Here is an 18,960-nt window from a genome sequence, read left to right on the forward strand (position 1 = left end):
ACCCGATAATAGCCCCTTAATTTCAAGGGGCATAAAAAATTACTTTTTAGCTAATGCTGAAATTCTGCTTGATAGTGAGAATAAACGAATAAAGCCTTCTGCGTGCGATTGGTCATAAACATCGTCTTCACCGAAAGTAGCAAAATCTTCGCTGTATAAACTGTTAGGTGATTTTTTCTGAACCGCTGTTACTTGCCCTTTATAAAGTTTAAGTACCACTTCACCTGTTGCTAACGTAGAAAGCGCTTCTGCACCGGCTAAAATAGAATCTTTAAGCGGCGTAAACCAACGACCGTCGTAAACTAAATGCGAAAATTCACCACCGAGTACCTCTTTCCATTTACGGCTTGACTTATCAAGAACGAGCTCATCAATTGCTTGAAGCGCAGCCATGATCACTGTACCGCCTGGTGTTTCGTAACAACCGCGTGATTTCATGCCCACTAAACGGTTTTCTACAATATCAACACGACCAACACCATGCGGGGCAGCTATGTCGTTTAGTTTAACTAAACAGTCGTAAGGCTTTAATTGTTCGCCGTTTACAGCAACCACTTCACCTTCTACAACTGATAAAGTGACATGCTCAGCTTTATCGGGCGCTTGCTCTGGTGAATTAGTCCATGTCCATACTTGCTCACTTGGCTCACACCAAGGGTCTTCAAGTTCACCGCCTTCGTGAGAGATATGCCATGCGTTAGCATCACGACTGTAAATTTTAGTTGCTGACGCAGAACATGGAATGTCACGTTCAGCTAGGTAATCAAGCAATGATTCACGGCTTGATAAATCCCACTCACGCCATGGCGCAATCACTTTTAAATCAGGTGCGAGTGCGGCAAAACATGACTCAAAACGTACTTGGTCGTTACCTTTACCCGTACAGCCATGAGAAAGTGCATCGGCACCTACTTTACGTGCAATTTCAACTTGCGCTTTAGCAATGATTGGACGCGCCATAGAAGTACCAAGTAAATAAGTCCCTTCATATATAGAACCCGTTTTAAGCGTTGGGTAAATATAATCGCTTACCATCTCATCTTTTAAATCAACCACGTAACACTCAGATGCACCAGACGCTATAGCTTTAGCTTCTACGCCTTCAAGTTCTTCAGCTCCTTGGCCAACATCGGCAACAAAGGCAATAACTTCACAGCCGTAGTTCTCTTTTAACCATGGCACGATAGCCGATGTATCAAGACCACCAGAATAGGCTAAAACGACTTTTTTAATTGAACTCATAGGTGTTCCTTAACAAAATTTGGATTTAACAATGTAACTAATAGCGCATTTTGCGCATGCATGCGGTTTTCTGCTTGCTGTATAATTTTTGATGCAGGGCCATCCATTACCTCAGAAGTAATTTCAAACTCACGGTGTGCCGGTTGGCAATGTAATACCGTAGTTGCACCGGTTTTTTCTAACAATGCCTGGTTTAATTGATAAGGCATGTATTTTTCTTTTACTTGCTCAAGAGGAGTTGTATCCCCCATTGATACCCAGGTATCGGCGTAAACAACATTAGCGCCTACTGCAGCCTCAACCCTGTCACTTACCATTACAGAAGCGCCATTCATCGCTGCTATTTGCTCTGCTTTTTTAAGTACTTGCGAATCAGGTGAGCTGCCTTTTGGTGTTACAGCGACAAAGTCTGTTCCTAAAGTAGCGGCTAATAGCATTAATGAGTGCGTTACATTATTGCCCTCACCTAGGTAGGCAAGCTTTAACTGGCTAACATCACCATGTACTTCTTGTAGCGTTAAAAAATCAGCTAATGCTTGGCATGGGTGATATAAATCACACAAACTGTTAATCACAGGAACGGATGAATACTCACCGAGTGTCGTTAACGTACTGTGCTGATTAACCCGCGCAACAATCCCGTCTGCCCAAGTCGAAATATTTAAGGCAAAATCTTTTATTGATTCGCGGGCGCCCATTGCACCATTTTGTTGGTCAAGGTATACCGCATGGCCCCCTAAACGGTTTATACCAATATCAAATGAAAGGCGAGTACGTAAACTTTGCTTTTCAAACAAAGTAACCACTGACTTACCAGCTAGCACTTGGCTATACTTTGCAGGGCTTTCTTTAATATCTTGCGCTAATTTTAATAAATTTAGTGCGCCTTGTTGGTCTAATTCTAGACCCGTTAAAAAATCTTTAAACATGTTCAACCTATGGTGTTACTTTAGTTCCGACATGCTCGCCTTGCAGCAAAGCAGTTAAGTTTTCTGGCTTTTGCCAGCTGGAAATGTACACACCGCGTCGTAAATGTTGGGCAGCGTGAAGACTGGTCTTAACTTTGACCTCCATCCCGCCCACAATTACTCCCTCTGCAATTAAAGTATCAATGTGTTTTGTGTCAAGTTGATGTAAAGGCTGCTTATTGGCATCAAGTACCGCCTCTACGTCCGTCATAAAAATAAGTTCTGCATTTAAATTACTTGCCATTGCGGCGGCTGCTTCATCGGCATTAACGTTGTATAACAAGCCCTGCTCATCAAAGCCGATAGAACTGATGATTGGTAACCGGCCAGCACTGAGTAAATCATTAATAATAGAATCAGCATTGTTGTGACATTGACCTACTTGACCCAATGCTTTTAATTTTTGCGAGGCGGTGATCCCTGCTTCATATAAACTTAACCCCACCGGCTTATGACCAACACTAATTGCTTGCGCCATGAGTTGTTTGTTTGCCGCACCCGCAAGGGCTCCAACAATATAAGGCATCTGTTCTTTAGGGCTAATACGTAAACCTTGGTGTTTAGCACTGGCAAAACCAGCCTCTTTTAACCAGCTATCAACTAATGAGCCACCGCCATGCACAATGACAAATTGTGCATCATGTTGCTCATTAAGAACCTCAAAAAGCGCTTTAGCGGCATTTTCAGTATTGAGTACTGCGCCACCGAGTTTAATAACCCACGTTTTACTGCTCATTTAAACGCTCCTACTAAGCCTGTAGTGTGAGGCAAACCCATTGACAAATTAATACATTGCAGAGCCTGACCAGCTGCCCCTTTTAATAAGTTGTCAATTGCTGCCATTACTATTAACTGTGAGCCTTGCTGCTGCCACGCAATATCTACATAAGGTTGTTTGGCCACCCCTTTAATCGAAGGGATTTTGCTGCCAAGCAAACGAATTAATGGCTCATCCGCTAAGACTTGATACGCTTTAGCTACTTGCTCACTGGTCACACCCGGCTTTAATTGCACATAAATAGTTTCTAAAATACCGCGCGGGAAATTACCTAAATGAGGAGTAAATAACACCTCATGACCTAGGTGCTGTTGTATTTCAGGCCCATGACGATGGTTAAACAAACCATAAGCAGCAAGCGATACTTCGCAAAAATGTGTGCCAATACTTGCTTTACGACCTGCTCCAGTTACTCCCGATACAGCATTAATAATAATCCGCTCATCACTTAGCAATCCAGCTTGCTGAAGAGGCTTTAATGCGTTTAATGCGGCAGTTGGGTAGCAGCCAGCTACAGCAACTAACTGCGCCTTTGCAATGGCCTCACTATTCCACTCTGCAAGGCCATATGCAGCTTCATTGAGGAGCTCTGGATGCTGGTGTTCAAAACCATAATAAGTAAGGTAATCATCATTGCTTGCAAGACGATAGCCACCGGAAAGGTCAAATACCTTTTTGCCCAACGCTAAAAACTGAGGCGCTAAATCCACACTTACTTTATGATCGGTGCACAGACAAACGTAATCTGCTGAATGAGTGATATCAGCAAGTGCATGTTCATTTAGTGGCTGCAGAGGTAAATCAAGTAACCCTAAATGCTCAGGATACAATTCACTAAGCAATTTATGTTTATCTAAACTATGCGCTGATACATAACAACCAGTTAGAGAAAGCGTTGGATGTTTTGCTACTAAGCTAGCCAGTTCTGCGCCGCTGTAACCGCTGGCACCTATAATTACTACGTTCATTATTTACTCTTTATCTAAAATTAGTGACCACATTCCATGTTGTTTGTTTACACTAGGGTCTAACCCAGCCAAACAGATTAAATTTATGAGTGATAACTATCGTCGTATTATTTTCATGGCGTAACTTTAATATATTTATGCTTAAAAAGTGAATTGATATTCATCATAAATACTTTTATATTGTTATGCAATTAAAATGAATACTTATTTTGGAATTTTTTATGTCTCTGCCGTCATTTATTTCGATGTACCAGCAATTGATTGCTGCCCCCTCTATCAGTGCCATTGAAGATCATTTATGCATGAGTAATAAAAGTGTCATTGAATTGCTAGCGCAATGGTGTGAAAGCTTAGGTTTTAACTGTGAAATAATAGAGTTAGAAGGCAACAAAGGTCGCTACAACTTATTAGCAAAACGCGGTCAAGGCGACGGCGGTTTAATGCTAGCAGGCCACACTGATACAGTGCCATTTGATGATAGTCGTTGGAATCACAACCCATTTAAATTAACTGAGCAAGATAATAAACTATATGGCTTAGGTAGTATTGATATGAAAGGTTTTTTTGCTTTTGTACTGCAGGCTATTAGCGAGCTTGATGAAAAGCAACAAACACAACCAATTTTAATATTAGCCACCGCAGACGAAGAAACCACTATGGCTGGCGCACAACAAATCTGTAAGCACCCAAATTTAAAGCCAAGTCGCTGTATTATTGGTGAACCTACTGATATGACTCCGGTATTTACTCATAAAGGTCATATGAGTACAGCAATAAGAGTTGTCGGCCGTTCAGGACATAGCTCAGATCCCGAACGGGGTCTTAACGCCATCGAAGTGATGCATAAAGTGATTACAAAATTGCTAATCTTAAAAGAACAGCTTAAGAATAAATATTCAATAAATCACTTTGAAATTCCTCACCCAACGCTCAATTTAGGTAATATTCATGGGGGCGATAATGCAAATCGGATTTGCGGTTGCTGTGAAATGCACATTGATATGCGCCCTCTCCCCGGTTTAAGCGTGCAAGAGCTTCAAGCACTGGTACTTGATGCAACCTACGATATAAATCAGCAATACCCTAATTCGGTCAGTGTGATTGATTTACATGAGCCAATTCCAGCATTTACAGGAAGCACAGACAGCGCGTTAGTTAAACTAGCCGAAAATATAGCAGGGCAAAAAGCAGTGGCTGTTAATTACTGTACTGAGGCACCATTTATACAACAACTGGGTTGTGAAACCATCGTCATGGGACCGGGTTCAATTAACCAAGCGCATCAGCCCGATGAATATTTAGCGATGGAAAAAATAAAGCCTTCGCAACAAATTATCAGCAACCTCATAAAGGCGAGTTGCTTTTAATCAGTAACAAAAAAGACGCTATTAAGCGTCTTTTTTATAGCATTTATATTTAACCTGAACTCTGAATAATAAATCTATCTCAAGCAGCTATTTTTAGCGCTAACTGCGTTGAATTTACTTGCAATAGGCTAGCTATTGACGCGTAAGTTCGCCTTGTTTTCACTGAAAATCTCTGGCTAGAGAAAATAAACATAAATATCATTTTTGATTCAATATGTTAATAAACCTCTTAACCAGAGTTCAGGTTAGTTACATATATTTTCGTAAATACTTTTTAAATACAGGGTCGGTTTGAGCTAGTTCTTTCTGCTCTTCTAATATCTCTTTTAATATTGCACCTGAGGTAAGCGGGTTCGCAAGTACCACTCTAAATACCACGGTTGGTTGGTTATCATATTGAACTGGCGTTAAACGCGTACGCGATACAAATGAGCGACCCGATTCACGTTGGCGTTTTTGCATGCTGGCAGTAAAACGATTAAGCGCGGCAAAAATGTCTAAACGGGTTTGTGCATCAGCTTGGGCTATCGCATGTTTAATTTGTTTTGGTACATAGCGATAGGTCAGTAAGCAAAGTTCTGGCTCTGATATTAACTCAAAATCTTCATCGGCTTTTATTAAATCAGCAAAATAACGCGCCTTTTTAATACTGCGATCGATAAGCATTTCATAGCCTTTACGACCAATAACACGTAAGCAAGCATGCACTAACATCGCCATCCCAGGGCGACTTCCCTCAAGCGTATGGCTGCCTAAATCTTTAGAGCCTTTACGTAAAATATATTCAGCATGATGCTCGATGGCATCAGTTGCAGCAGGGTCTTTAAATAAGACTAAACCGGCCCCCATCGGCACATACATTTGCTTATGCGCATCAATGGTGATTGAATCTGCATGCTCAATACCTTTTAATAAATGCCTATGGGTATTAGACAGTAAAGTTGCTCCGCCCCACGCTGCATCAACATGAAAATGACAATTAATCTCTTGTGCTAAATTAGCCATATCTTCAAGTGGGTCAATATTACCGGTTTCAGTGGTTCCTGCGACTCCAATAATTGCCATCACTTTAATGCCTTGTGCTTCAAGCTCTAACGCTTTTTCTCGCATTGCACTAACATCGACTTTATTATCGGCAGAAGTTTTAATACCAATTAAATTTTCACGACCAATACCTAATAAATCAACCGATTTACCAAGCGAATAATGACCTCGTTCAGAAATTAAAACTGCCAGCCCTTTGTAACCATAGTGAAGCATTCCTGCAACTAAACCTTGTGCAGCAATGCCTTTAAAATTGCCATCCGCTTTTAATAAGCGGTTTCGAGCTATCCAAAGTGCAGTAATATTTGCCACGGTGCCGCCAGAGCAAAATGCCCCTAACGAAGTTTTTGCACTGTGCATCCATTTAGAATAAAAACCATCACTTTGGCTATAAGCTAAATGATGCATCATCCCTAAAACTTGACGTTCTAATGGGGTAAACGCTTTCGAGGTTTCGATTTTTACTAGGTTTTGATTTAACCCAACCATTAATTTCGATAACGGTAGTAAAAAATGAGGCAGAGCCGATGTCATATGGCCAATAAAGCTTGGCGCTGCGGTATGAACAGAATGAGCAACCAGCTGCTCCATAATATCTTGAGCATAGCAAGACACAAACGTCGGTTCTTCAGGGATTACCGCCGATTGAAAATCTTTTTCTATTTCATGTAGTGGTTTTTCAATTGCCGCGATATTTTCGTTTAAGAAACCTGCTAAATTACTCGAAATTTCAAGCTCTATTTTGCTCAAAGTTGAGTCTGGCGCCTCTGGAACGGTGAATATCCGTTTAAGGCTTTCTTTAGAGGCGACGGCACAACGCTTTTGATCCATCTTCATACCTAGTGTGTGACTAAAACACCTGTTAGTTTGTAAAACACGCTAATAGAAGGTGTTTTTTAAGCAACGGCATTTCTAAAAAATTGCGCTAACTTTACTGCAATATGACAAAAATGTCTCGTTTTAAGCCATAAAAGACAATACTAAATAGATAACATTTCACTATTTTTTAAATTTAGTACAAAGGGTAATTAAAATATTGGGCATTTATAATTTTTAAGTATAATAAAATCAACAAAAATAAGGATAATACATGCTCAAAGGAAATCTAAAATTAACACGGTTGGCGCTTGGGACCGTCTTTTTTTTGGTCAGCTTAATCATTTATAGTTACTACACTTACTCTGTCATTCAAAATGATGTAATGCGCAGCATTGACAATCGCTTAATAAATGCAGCCACCAGCGTAAAGTATATTTTAGGTAGTGATTACCACGACAAAACATCGCAAGAAATCAGCTTTGCAAGCTATCAAAATAAGGCCGAACAGCTTTCTGCTTTAGCCAATGATTTAAATATAGATTATTTATATTCAATGATATTAATTGATGAAAATATTTATTTTACTGCCTCCAGTTACACCCAAGATGATCAAAATAACGGTAAAGTTACCCAGTATTTAGATCTTTACCCTGAAGCGACGCCAATTAATATGGCGACATTTTTATCAACGGCCCCTATTTTTGAAGTGTCAACGGCGCATCGTGGTCATTCTAAAACGGTGTATATTCCTCATATAGCAAAAAATGGCAGAACCTATTTAACTGCAGCTGATATTAGCGTCGATAAAATCAATACGGCTTTAATAACACGTTTGAATCAAGCCCTGCTTCATTTTAGTTGCGTAATGTTCATATTGTTATTGGTTTATACTCTTTATTGTTTTGGGGTACGCCGCTCACTAATGAGGGATCATGCTACGGGGTTTGAAAATCATATTGCCTTGGAAAAGCAGCTAAAAAAAAGTAATGAGCATCATCTACAAATCGCGATTATTTTGGTTAACGAAATTGATAGTATCAGTCGCTTTTTTGGCACAAAAACAGCCGATAAAGTGATGAAAAAACTACTCACTCACTTTAAGCAGCAAAACCGTCTGCAATCACGTATTTATCGTATTGCGACCAACAAGCTGGCCATTTTAACCAGTAAAGAAACACCTTTTGATGAGCTTTACAGCATTATTCAATCCCACAATAAAAATACACCTTTTATTACAGACCCATTTATTTATATTACGCTCAACGCTGGAGTGGCAAGAGGGAATAAGTCATTACTGCTTAAGAATGCCCACATTGCTTTGCTGCAATCAAGGCAAGGCGATCAACCCATAGTTAACTACTCAGAAGCGATTAACGACGCTAAATCTCTGTATTTATACAATGTAGAAATAGCAAAAGAAATTCGTGAAGCGTTTGATGCCCATCGCGTTGTTCCTTACTTTCAGCCGGTTATAAATACTCATACCGATGAAGTTATTAGGTATGATTGCTCACCGAGAATAGTCACTTCACAAGGGGAGATTTTAACCCCTGATACCTTTGCAAATGCACTAAATAGACTGCGTATGGATGGGATGTTAACACGTACCTTATTTACTCAATGCATTTCGCGCTTTCGCAAATCAGCAATCAGCTGGGGGTTAACTGTGTGCGCTGAAAATATTGCAGATCCCACTATTTATGATCACATAGCATATGAGCTTCATCGCTACCCCAACCCTGAAAACATTACTATTTCAATATTAGAGTCGCAGGTCATTACACACTACTATGAAATAAAATCATTTATTGCGATGGTGAAAAGTAAAGGGGCAAAAATAGTGATGCATTGTTGGGGTAATGAGTTTATTAATACTCTTAATACTTTAAAAGTGGAGGTTGATGGTATAAAACTCGATGGTGCGATCACCAAGCAACTGGTAAATGATGAAAATACGTCACTATTTATCGCCTATATTGCTAATATAGCCCAGCAGCTTGAGCTTGAATTGGTTGTTGAAGCGGTAGAAAATAACACGGTTGCCGAGCTACTTAATAAACTAAATGTGACGCTGATGCAAGGTAGTTACCTTGGTAAACCAACGCCACATGTGACCCACTTTAAACAGCAAGTAGCTATCTAAGATTTATAACAAGCCGGTGGCTTTGCTGGCCACTGGCCCAGTACTTACGTTCAAAAGGCGTAATTGCTTCGTCTGACTCGAACAATCCGGTTTCACATGGATGCCCCGCTAATTCAAGCGCTCTGGCAAACTCTTTAACATAAATATCCCAATTACTGCGCACCTCAAGTAAACCGCCTAACTTTACAATAAACGGGAATATAGCCGCCCCATGCCAGCGCCTTTGTATGTGTTTAGACTTAGGCCAAGGGTTAGGGTAAAGCAAATAGTGATGCGTAGGCTGCCAATTAGCAGCCACCGCTAAACGCCAAAAGTCATTTAAGTCAGCTTGCACTAAAATGTATTGACCACTTTCACTTTGTTTATATTCAACATCATGCTTATCAAGTCGATGAGATGACTTATCAATGCCTATGACTAACGCTTCAGGATGACGTTTTGCTAAATTAGCGGTGCTCTCTCCGACCCCACAACAGGAGTCTAAAATAAGCGGCCCATTAAAGGCTTGCACTTTAACATTAACTTCATCAAATGCGGTTTGCGTATGCGTTGCAATTGGCTTTTTAAACTCAGCCTGTAAGTGTTTATTAACTATTTCATCAAGCTTTTCATGAAGTCCCGCTTGATTAGATACAATACTACGTGAATTTGCATCGCTCATTAGTGTCTTAGCCCCACACCTTTTTTAATTAGCGTCAGTGCTAAAGTAAATAGGACGCTGATAAACACCAACAACACACCAATTGCGACCGATAAATCTACATCCGAAACACCTAAAAACCCATATCTAAATGCGTTAACCATATAAATAATTGGGTTTATTTGCGACACCATTTGCCAAAAATCAGGCAGTAAAGTGATTGAATAAAACACCCCGCCTAAATAGGTCAACGGCGTTAAAATAAAGGTCGGAATAATACTTATGTCATCAAAGCTGTTTGCATAAATAGCGTTAATTAATCCACCCAAGGCAAACACCGCCGAGGTGAGAATAACAGTGACTATAATCACAAAAATATTATGTATTTGTATATCTACAAAAAATAAAGAAACGCACGTTACGATAAAACCAACCATAATGCCACGGGTCATACCTCCGCCCATATAACCCAGTACAATGATGTAATTAGGCACAGGTGCAACTAATAACTCTTCAATACTTTTTTGAAACTTAGTTGAGTAAAAGCTAGAAGCAACATTTGAATAAGAGTTAGTTATAACTGACATCATAATAAGGCCAGGGACAATAAACTCCATATAGCTAAAACCGCCCATGTCACCAATACGCGAGCCAATTAGGTTACCAAAAATAACAAAATATAAACTCATCGTGATCGCTGGCGGTACTAAGGTTTGCACCCAAATACGCAAAAAGCGAATGCACTCTTTAATCCAAATACTTTTTAAGGCTACGCCATATTTAAACATTTATTCGCCCCGCCCTTGCTCTAATAAACCTACAAATAATTCTTCTAATCGATTCGCTTTGTTTCGCATGCTCAGCACGGTATTACCTTGTTCAGTCAATGCTGTAAACACCGCGTTTAATCCTTGAGATTTAGCCACTTCAACTTCAATGGTGTGGTCATCCCCCATAGTAAATTTGTATCCATCTAGCGTTACGGGTTTAGACGGTTGTTTTAAATCCAATACAAAGGTTTCTTTGTCTAATTTAGCAAGCAGGGCTTTAATCGTGGTGTTTTCAACAATTCGCCCGGTATCAATAATGGCGATGTTTTTACAAAGCAGTTCAGCTTCTTCAAGGTAGTGGGTTGTTAAAATAATGGTCACACCTTGTTCGTTAATTTGCCTTAAAAAGTCCCACATTGAACGGCGAAGCTCTATATCAACCCCCGCTGTCGGCTCATCTAAAATAAGTAATTTGGGCTCATGCATTAAGGCACGTGCAATCATTAAACGGCGTTTCATACCACCAGATAAGGTACGCGCTTGCTTATCTTTTTTCTCGATTAATCCAAGCTGCGCTAAGTATTTATCTGCACGTTTATGTGCTTCGCCGCGCGGTACACCGTAGTAACCTGCTTGATTAACGAGTATTTGGCTCAGCGTTTCAAACTGACTAAAGTTAAACTCTTGTGGTACTAGGCCTAAATTCGCTTTAGCCGCCTCAAGGTCGGTATCAATATCGTGACCAAATACTTCAACTTTGCCTTTGGTCTTATTAACCAGTGAAGAAATTACCCCAATAGTGGTTGATTTACCCGCCCCATTCGGGCCAAGTAATGCAAAAAAGTCACCTTCGTGAACTTGTAAATCAACCCCTTTTACTGCCTCTACCCCATTTTTGTAAACCTTGGTAAGGCCTTCAATATTTAAAGCAATATTTTGCTTATTCATTTCTTACCCTCACCATAACCCCAACGCTTTGTGAGATTATGTTCAATATTTAAATGATCTAAAATTCGCGCCACCATAAAGTCAACCAAGTCTTCTATGCTTTGCGGTTGATGATAAAACCCAGGTGCTGCAGGCATAATTGTTACACCTAAACGCGATAATTTAAGCATGTTTTCTAAATGAATTTCGCTAAATGGCGTTTCGCGTGGCACTAAAATAAGCTGGCCTCGCTCCTTTATTACCACATCGGCGGCGCGCTCTAATAAATTATCTGATGCGCCGACTGCAATCGCAGACACAGACCCGGCACTACATGGACATACTATCATTTTTTTCGGCGCTGCTGAGCCCGAAGCCACCGGACTAAACCAATTATCTTTACCAAATACCTTTAACTGCCCAGGTTTTGCGTTATATAACAGGCTTAATTGCTCTGTGGCTTTGTCTTCATTCCCTGATAACTTTATATTGGACTCGGTATCAAAAACTACGCGCGCGGCACTTGAAATAAGCACATACACTTGAAATTGTTGCTCAAGTAACACTTCCAACAGCCTTAACCCATATGGAGCGCCTGATGCGCCACTAAATGCTAAGGTAATTGTATCTTTAAATTGCACATTATTCTCCGCTGTATTTATCGGCCAAACCATCAACAAGTTGCTGATGAAGACCATTAAAACCACCATTACTCATAATTAAAACATGTTGATTTGGCTCAATATTCTCAAGTACTGTATCAATAATAGCGGTTGTAGAATCAAAGCATTGCATACCCGCTTTGTCAGCTTGCTCTTTAAGTGACCAGTTTAAATTTTCTGGTTCAAATAACAGCACATCATCTGCATCGCGAAGTGAATCGAGAAGTGTAAATTGATGCACTCCCATTTTCATGGTGTTAGAGCGCGGCTCTAAAATTGCAATAATTTTTTCATCGCCCACTTTAGCACGCAGCCCCGCAAGTGTTGTTTGTATTGCCGTTGGGTGATGGGCAAAATCGTCATACACTTTAATATGATTAATATCTGCTTTAAGCTCCATTCGCCTTTTGGGGCTTATAAATTCACTCAAAGCTTCAATACTGTGTTCTATTGCAATTCCCACATGGCGTGCTGCTGCAATAGCCATAATGGCATTTTTAACGTTATGCTCACCAATTGCCTGCCAGTTAACTACACCTTGCAACTGCGTGTTTAATAACACATTAAATTGAGAACCATCCGCTTTAAGTAACTGATAATCCCAATCATCGCCTAATGTTTCGCTCTCGCTCCACAGCCCTTTTGCAATCACATCGCTCAGTGCTTCATCATTTTTTGGCCAAAGCACTTTGCCGCTTTGCGGTAGTGTACGTATCAAATGGTGAAATTGTTTTTTAATTGCGTTTAAATCTTCAAAAATATCAGCATGATCAAATTCAAGATTATTTAAAATAAGTGTTCGAGGTAAATAATGAACAAACTTACTGCGTTTATCAAAAAAGGCCGTGTCGTACTCATCGGCTTCTATAACAAAAAATGGCGTTTGCCCAACTCGCGCAGAAAGACCAAAGTTTTGTACAATTCCGCCAATTAAAAAGCCCGGTTTTAAACCCGCATATTCAAGTATCCACGCCAACATACTGGCGGTGGTTGTTTTACCATGAGTTCCCGCCACAGCCAGCACCCATGAATCTTGTAATAAGTTACGTTTTAGCCACTCAGGTCCTGAAGTATAAGGCAGGCTCTTATCGAGTACATATTCAACACACGGGTTACCACGGCTCATAGCATTACCAATAACAACGATATCTGGAGCTGGCTCTAGTTGAGATACGTCATAGCCCTGTGTTAGTTCAATACCCAGTTCTTGTAGCTGAGTACTCATTGGTGGGTAAACGTTTTGATCTGACCCAGTAACGTGGTGACCCAATGATTTTGCTATAGCGGCAATACCACCCATAAATGTGCCACAAATACCCAAAATATGTATATGCATTTACTATCCTTTCATCCTGCGCGGAGTTTGCTCTAGGGCAAAATTTAATGGCGCTATAATGCCAAAATTTAGCTTAAGTTACCATTAACCCTTGGCGCAAATAAAAAAGCCTCCCAAAGTGGGAGGCTTTCCTGAAGATTAATAGCTTATAGCATTAAAAAGAATATTAAACCGACACCTAATAATAAACGATAAATAACAAATGGTAGCATTCCCATTCGCTCAATCACTTTTAAAAACATAAAAATACAAGCATAAGCTGATAAAAACGACAGCACTACACCCAACAATAAAGCAGTCCAATCAACAATATGATCGCCAAGCGCTAGCTCTGCTGTGTAATAAAGGCCCATCATTGAAATAATCGGAATAGCCAGCAAAAACGAAAAACGGGCTGCACTTTGCTTATTCATACCCAGCATTAAACCCGCGGTCATGGTAATACCTGAGCGAGAAGTGCCAGGGATCATTGCAACGGCCTGTGCAAAGCCAATAATGAGGGCCGTTTTCCAGTTTAGCTGATAGATTGTTTTTATTTGCTTACCTTTGGCATCTGCGTACCAAAGCAATAGACCAAATACGATTGTTGTGGTCGCAATCACCCATGCACTGCGCAAATACAGTTCAACAAAATCTTTTAGCAATAGCCCTAAAATAGCTGCTGGCACAGTACCTAAAATGATCCACCAGCCTAGTTTGCTGTCATCTGTTGTACCTTGTGCACCAAACGATTTAAACCAAGCACCGAGTATATCGGCCACTTCTATACGAAAATAAATAACAACAGCAATTAACGTTCCTACATGAACGGCAACATCAAATGCCAAGCCTTGATCTTCCCAGCCTAAAATTTGCGACGGTAAAATTAAGTGTGCAGAACTCGATATAGGTAAAAATTCAGTAAATCCCTGAATTAGGGCTAAAACAATTATTTCTATAATACTCATGGGTTAGAAAACTCCACCTTCCATAGTTTTTGTTGAGGGTTGTTATATGCATTCCATATTTGGGCAATCGTTTTTTTTGCTACAGGGTGATAAAAATCAGGAGCCACCTCTGCTAAAGGCTGTAATACAAAGGCATTTTTGGTAATTTCGTCACGTGGTAGTTGAGCTGGGCTCTCGCAAATGACATCATCGTAAAAGAGTAAATCGAGATCCAAGGTGCGCGGGCTAAATTTTTTATCATTTGCTTTGCGACCATTATCGCGCTCTATTTGTTTTAATAACGCACACACATCTTCAAGCGCCATATCGGTAGTGGCAGCAAGTACGGAGTTGTAAAAGTTATTACCGGCAAAACCCACCGCTTCACTTTCAAACACCGAAGAATGTTGTGTATTTTTAAAATGTTTATTTAACGCCACTAAAGCACGCCTGATATGCTCTGCTTTATTAATATTCGACCCTAAGCTAATAAATATTTGCGCCATTTAAGCCGTAGCCTTATTGCGGGTTATTTCTACACCGACGGTTTGCGCTTGTGCAACTGCAGCGGGCTTACTTACTTTTATTGTCACTTTTGGGGTATTAAATTCGGTTAAAATGATTTGCGCTAATTGCTCCACCAGTGTTTCTAAAAGCTCTACCGGTTTAGCCGTACTGTGTTCGATAACACGCTCACTTACCTTAGCGTAATCCAGTGCCAAGTTAATATCGTCGTTTTGTGCTGCGGGCTTAATGTCGCTTAGCATCTCAATATCAAAGTACAGGCTTTGTTTACTTTTCTTTTCAAAATCATACACCCCGATAATCGTTTCGACATGCAATTGTGATATAAATACCTTGTCCATTGATACTCCAAATGACTGTAACAAGTCACTGAGTTAATTACATATTGTATCAATCAAATTAATACTGTATATACTTTAATCAGTGTTTAAATATACTAAAATTACTTCTACAATAGAATAGTTACAAAATTGCGAGTAATTTAAGAAGCCCGTAAATTTTGACGCCAATAATAGCTTAAAAGTAATGATTAAAAAATAAGGAAGCGCGTGTTAGTCATTTTAATGTTTGTATTAGCCTATTTGCTCGGCTCGATTTCATCGGCCATTTTAGTGTCGCGGCTATTCAAACTCCCCGATCCACGCACGCATGGCTCCAATAACCCAGGAGCAACCAATGTCTACCGTTTAGGCGGCGCTCTCCCCGCATGCTTAGTTTTAATATTTGATATTTTAAAGGGCACTATCCCTGTTTGGGGCGCTTACTTTTTAAAACTTGAGCCGCTAGAGCTTGGTTTAATTGCAGTGGCAGCATGTTTAGGGCACATGTACCCATTATTTTTTAGTTTTAAAGGGGGTAAAGCGGTCGCAACAGCATTTGGCTCGTTACTGCCGATAGGGCTTTCTTTAGGAGGGTTATTGATTGGTACTTGGTTGCTGATTGTCGCGATTACTCGTTACTCATCACTTGCCGCGTTAGTGGCCGTTACGCTAGCGCCTTTATATACATGGTGGATAAAGCCGTTATATACCTTACCCGTGACCTTTATTACGCTACTGATCATTATTAGGCATCGCACTAATATTGTGCGTTTATTTAAAGGGGAAGAACCAAAAGTAGGGACTAAACAAGCCCCTACAAATGATAAGAAGTAATAACTAACCTAGGTTCTGGTCAACTATATTGCTTCTAGGCTATCGATTGGCCAGCGCGGTTTAGTTTTCATATCAAGCGTAGCAAACTGCCCCGCTTTTAAACGCTGCATACCGGCATACGCTATCATTGCACCATTGTCAGTACAAAACTCAGTACGAGGGTAAAACACTTCGCCCTTCATACCTTGCATCACACGCTCTAGTTGCAAACGTAGTTGCGTATTAGCACTTACACCACCGGCTATTACTAAACGTTTAATACCCGTTTGTTTTAATGCGCGCTTACACTTAATCACTAAAGTATCTATAACGGCTGTTTGAAATGCATGGGCAATATCTGCTTTAGTTTGCTCATCACTGTCGTTTTCACGAATAGCAATCGAAGCGGCGGTTTTTAGGCCACTAAAGCTAAAATCTAAGCCAGGTTTGTCTGTCATTGGACGCGGAAAAACAAATCGCTTTGCAACACCTTGTTCAGCCATTTTAGCCAAACGAGGGCCACCTGGATAATCAAGCCCAAGTAACTTGGCTGTTTTATCAAATGCTTCACCAGCAGCATCATCTACCGACTCACCCAATACTTCGTATTGACCAATGCCCGCAACTTTTACCATCATGGTATGACCGCCAGAAACCAGTAAGGCAATAAATGGGAACTCGGGGACGTTTTCCTCAAGCATTGGCGCTAATAAATGCCCTTCCATATGGTGCACTGCCACCGCTGGGATATCCCAGCCATATGCTAAAGAGCGACCAATTGAGGTACCTACTAACAAAGCCCCTACTAAACCTGGCCCTGCCGTATAAGCAATACCATCTAAATCTTCAGGCCCACAACCCGCTTGCGCAAATGCCGCATCAATAAGCGGCAATGTTTTACGTACGTGATCGCGCGAGGCAAGTTCAGGTACTACACCACCGTAATCAGCATGTACTTTTACTTGGCTATATAATTGATGGGCTAGCAGCCCTTTTTCGTCATCATAAATAGCAATACCAGTTTCATCGCATGATGATTCAATGCCTAAAATTCGCATTGTTAATTCTCCTGCCACCTAACAAGGTGTTTAAAACAAATAACTTACAGTGCTAAACCAATGTTAGTTTGGCCATCAGCAAGGACATGCTTTTTCAATGCTTTTACATTTTCAGCAGTAATACGCCCCATAGCTTCTACAAAATCAATTAGTTCACCTAATACCTCTATTTCGTATTGCATTAGTGGGTGTTCACGCACTGCTTTATTATCAGCAACACCCCCTTCAACTGTCATTTGATACTCAATAAAGCGAGCCACAGTTGCCTGCGATATTTTACTCACATTAACAAATTCTTGCTCGTCTTGTGCTAAAAGGCCATGCATTAAGCTCAATAATGAAGTTGCAGCGTCAATGGCAGGGTAAGTGCCAAACATATCAAAATCAGCAAGTTCAGGTACATTAGGTTCAATTTTTTCGACTTGCTTTTCTAAATCAATCTTACTTTTAGGAAGGAGTATTTTTTCCCAACATACATTTAAAGCATTACGTAAAATAACCTCATCGCCAAAACCGGTAGCCTCACTAAATAGTCCATAATTAGGCAACATACGCTCTATTAACGCACTGGCCAATACCGCTTTTTGCAGGTAATTTAACTCTCTAATACGCTGAAAATTATTCGCTTTTGTCATTCTTTAAAGTCCCACATGACCAACAAAAATCAAATGTTGATCCATTATGCTCATTACAGTTAGGGCACACCCAATCTGGAGCGGATTGTTTTACTTGCTGATAGTTTACCAATATTTCGCGTGCATGGCGCTCTTTTATCGCATAAACCTGCACACTTACTTGTGTTTGCTCAAACGGGATCTCGCCCATTGCACCTTGCAGCATTTCGCCTTTAATTTGACACTCAATTCCCGCATTCACAATCAATCCTTTTATTATATTGGCCTCTAAACTATTTTCTGCGTTATAAAGCGTAACCCAATCAAATGATGTTATATTTGAATCGCTATTATTAATATTTTGCAATATTCACCTCATTTACTTTATGTGTACTATTTGCCTGCGTAACCTAAAGCAAATAATATGATTTAAGGACACATTATGACGCTAACTACTCCAGGTTTACTTTTTCCAGCAATCTCATTGTTGTTACTCGCCTATACAAACCGATTTTTAGTGCTTGCGCAACTAATACGAGAATTGAATGCCCGTGAAGGTGAGTCTATTCGTCCTGTTGTAGTGGCGCAAATAACTAATCTTAGAAAGCGAATAAAACTAATAAGGACCATGCAAGTATACGGAGTGGCCTCTTTTTTATTATGTACGTTATCTATGTTTGCATTATTTATAGAATTTAATACCACGGGCATTATTTTATTTGGTGTTAGTTTAAGCTGCTTAAGCTTATCTTTGCTTACTTCATTATTTGAAATTCATATTTCTTGTGATGCCATAGAAATTGAATTACAAAACATTGAAAATAAGCCTTTAAGTAACCGAGTTAGTAAAAACTTTATTGAGCCTAATCCCAAAAGTAAAAACAGCAATTAACCAAACGAGACTTTAGTAATGTTGTTATAAAATTGCACAAATTAGGCTAATGATAAAACCCAACAGTTACTTAACATTACCCAAAGGTATAACAACATTTTGCAACTATTCTCTTTAAATACGATTAAAAGAAAGTTAATCTTAATAA

General features: G+C 40.0%; 20 protein-coding genes. 4 read left to right on the forward strand and 16 right to left on the reverse strand.

The genetic code is table 11. The features are described from left to right. Positions 1-39 precede the first annotated feature (39 nt). Genes CWC14_RS09150 through argC form a run of 4 tightly spaced genes read right to left on the reverse strand, consistent with a single transcriptional unit; the run spans position 40 to position 3,956 of the window. On the reverse strand, positions 40-1,242 hold the full coding sequence (locus CWC14_RS09150; protein WP_036956760.1) for an argininosuccinate synthase: 1,203 nt from the start codon (positions 1,240-1,242) through the stop codon (positions 40-42). Continuing rightward, the gene (locus tag CWC14_RS09155; protein WP_008112653.1) at positions 1,239-2,171 is read right to left on the reverse strand and encodes an ornithine carbamoyltransferase; all 933 of its coding nucleotides are present in this window, start codon (positions 2,169-2,171) and stop codon (positions 1,239-1,241) included. Before CWC14_RS09155 ends, CWC14_RS09150 begins: the two co-directional genes overlap by 4 nt. Positions 2,172-2,178: 7 nt before the next feature. Next, the gene (gene argB / locus CWC14_RS09160; RefSeq protein ID WP_138562505.1) at positions 2,179-2,946 is read right to left on the reverse strand and encodes an acetylglutamate kinase; all 768 of its coding nucleotides are present in this window, start codon (positions 2,944-2,946) and stop codon (positions 2,179-2,181) included. Further along, positions 2,943-3,956, reverse strand: a complete 1,014-nt coding sequence (gene argC, locus CWC14_RS09165) for an N-acetyl-gamma-glutamyl-phosphate reductase (RefSeq protein ID WP_138562507.1) — start codon at positions 3,954-3,956, stop codon at positions 2,943-2,945. Before argC ends, argB begins: the two co-directional genes overlap by 4 nt. 221 nt (positions 3,957-4,177) lie before the next feature. On the opposite strand from argC, the gene argE reads away from it, so the two are divergent. After that, a complete protein-coding gene (gene argE, locus CWC14_RS09170; RefSeq protein ID WP_138562509.1) occupies positions 4,178-5,323 on the forward strand; it encodes an acetylornithine deacetylase in 1,146 nt (381 codons plus the stop codon). A 249-nt stretch (positions 5,324-5,572) separates the two neighbouring features. On the opposite strand, the gene panP is transcribed toward argE, so the two are convergent. Further along, the gene (gene panP, locus CWC14_RS09175) at positions 5,573-7,198 is read right to left on the reverse strand and encodes a pyridoxal-dependent aspartate 1-decarboxylase PanP (protein WP_138562511.1); all 1,626 of its coding nucleotides are present in this window, start codon (positions 7,196-7,198) and stop codon (positions 5,573-5,575) included. A 259-nt stretch (positions 7,199-7,457) separates the two neighbouring features. Here panP and CWC14_RS09180 point away from each other — a divergent pair, with 259 nt between their 5' ends. Further along, positions 7,458-9,329, forward strand: a complete 1,872-nt coding sequence (locus CWC14_RS09180) for a GGDEF domain-containing protein (protein ID WP_138562513.1) — start codon at positions 7,458-7,460, stop codon at positions 9,327-9,329. Here the strand turns inward: CWC14_RS09180 and trmB are convergent. The 8 genes from trmB to folB form a co-directional block, all read right to left on the reverse strand. Next, a complete protein-coding gene (gene trmB / locus CWC14_RS09185; protein ID WP_138562515.1) occupies positions 9,322-9,990 on the reverse strand; it encodes a tRNA (guanine(46)-N(7))-methyltransferase TrmB in 669 nt (222 codons plus the stop codon). The two genes, CWC14_RS09180 and trmB, sit on opposite strands and share 8 nt — an antisense overlap. Next, positions 9,990-10,757 (reverse strand): ABC transporter permease, encoded by a 768-nt coding sequence (locus CWC14_RS09190; protein WP_138562517.1) that lies wholly within the window; start codon positions 10,755-10,757, stop codon positions 9,990-9,992. The genes trmB and CWC14_RS09190 overlap by 1 nt, the downstream gene beginning before the upstream one ends. Further along, positions 10,758-11,687 (reverse strand): ABC transporter ATP-binding protein, encoded by a 930-nt coding sequence (locus tag CWC14_RS09195; RefSeq protein WP_013464297.1) that lies wholly within the window; start codon positions 11,685-11,687, stop codon positions 10,758-10,760. Continuing rightward, complete coding sequence (locus CWC14_RS09200; protein ID WP_138562519.1) at positions 11,684-12,307, reverse strand: flavin prenyltransferase UbiX; 624 nt, start codon at positions 12,305-12,307, stop codon at positions 11,684-11,686. The genes CWC14_RS09195 and CWC14_RS09200 overlap by 4 nt, the downstream gene beginning before the upstream one ends. 1 nt (position 12,308) lies before the next feature. Further along, positions 12,309-13,664, reverse strand: a complete 1,356-nt coding sequence (gene mpl, locus CWC14_RS09205) for a UDP-N-acetylmuramate:L-alanyl-gamma-D-glutamyl-meso-diaminopimelate ligase (RefSeq protein ID WP_138562521.1) — start codon at positions 13,662-13,664, stop codon at positions 12,309-12,311. A 146-nt stretch (positions 13,665-13,810) separates the two neighbouring features. Next, positions 13,811-14,611 carry an undecaprenyl-diphosphate phosphatase gene (locus CWC14_RS09210; RefSeq protein ID WP_076922996.1) on the reverse strand — a complete coding sequence of 267 codons (801 nt, stop codon included), beginning with the start codon at positions 14,609-14,611 and terminating at the stop codon, positions 13,811-13,813. After that, complete coding sequence (gene folK, locus CWC14_RS09215; RefSeq protein WP_008466048.1) at positions 14,608-15,096, reverse strand: 2-amino-4-hydroxy-6-hydroxymethyldihydropteridine diphosphokinase; 489 nt, start codon at positions 15,094-15,096, stop codon at positions 14,608-14,610. Before folK ends, CWC14_RS09210 begins: the two co-directional genes overlap by 4 nt. Continuing rightward, complete coding sequence (gene folB / locus CWC14_RS09220) at positions 15,097-15,456, reverse strand: dihydroneopterin aldolase (RefSeq protein ID WP_076922995.1); 360 nt, start codon at positions 15,454-15,456, stop codon at positions 15,097-15,099. It lies immediately after the preceding gene. A gap of 207 nt (positions 15,457-15,663) precedes the next feature. Between folB and plsY the strand changes: the two genes are divergently transcribed. After that, entirely contained in the window at positions 15,664-16,269 is a 606-nt protein-coding gene (plsY, locus tag CWC14_RS09225; RefSeq protein ID WP_138562523.1) for a glycerol-3-phosphate 1-O-acyltransferase PlsY, read from the forward strand. Positions 16,270-16,292: 23 nt separating this feature from the next. Here plsY and tsaD read toward each other — a convergent pair whose 3' ends face one another. From tsaD to CWC14_RS09240, 3 genes are read right to left on the reverse strand one after another with little or no spacing between them, the layout of a single operon-like run. Beyond that, on the reverse strand, positions 16,293-17,306 hold the full coding sequence (tsaD, locus tag CWC14_RS09230; RefSeq protein WP_008466060.1) for a tRNA (adenosine(37)-N6)-threonylcarbamoyltransferase complex transferase subunit TsaD: 1,014 nt from the start codon (positions 17,304-17,306) through the stop codon (positions 16,293-16,295). 44 nt (positions 17,307-17,350) lie between these two features. Then, positions 17,351-17,941 (reverse strand): YjaG family protein, encoded by a 591-nt coding sequence (locus tag CWC14_RS09235; protein WP_010391011.1) that lies wholly within the window; start codon positions 17,939-17,941, stop codon positions 17,351-17,353. Then, positions 17,925-18,287 carry a putative signal transducing protein gene (locus CWC14_RS09240; protein ID WP_138562525.1) on the reverse strand — a complete coding sequence of 121 codons (363 nt, stop codon included), beginning with the start codon at positions 18,285-18,287 and terminating at the stop codon, positions 17,925-17,927. Before CWC14_RS09240 ends, CWC14_RS09235 begins: the two co-directional genes overlap by 17 nt. A 75-nt stretch (positions 18,288-18,362) precedes the next feature. Here CWC14_RS09240 and CWC14_RS09245 point away from each other — a divergent pair, with 75 nt between their 5' ends. Then, a complete protein-coding gene (locus CWC14_RS09245) occupies positions 18,363-18,812 on the forward strand; it encodes a DUF2721 domain-containing protein (RefSeq protein WP_008466063.1) in 450 nt (149 codons plus the stop codon). Positions 18,813-18,960 lie beyond the last annotated feature (148 nt).

This window comes from Pseudoalteromonas sp. S3260 (assembly GCF_005886925.1).
GTDB lineage: Bacteria > Pseudomonadota > Gammaproteobacteria > Enterobacterales > Alteromonadaceae > Pseudoalteromonas > Pseudoalteromonas tetraodonis.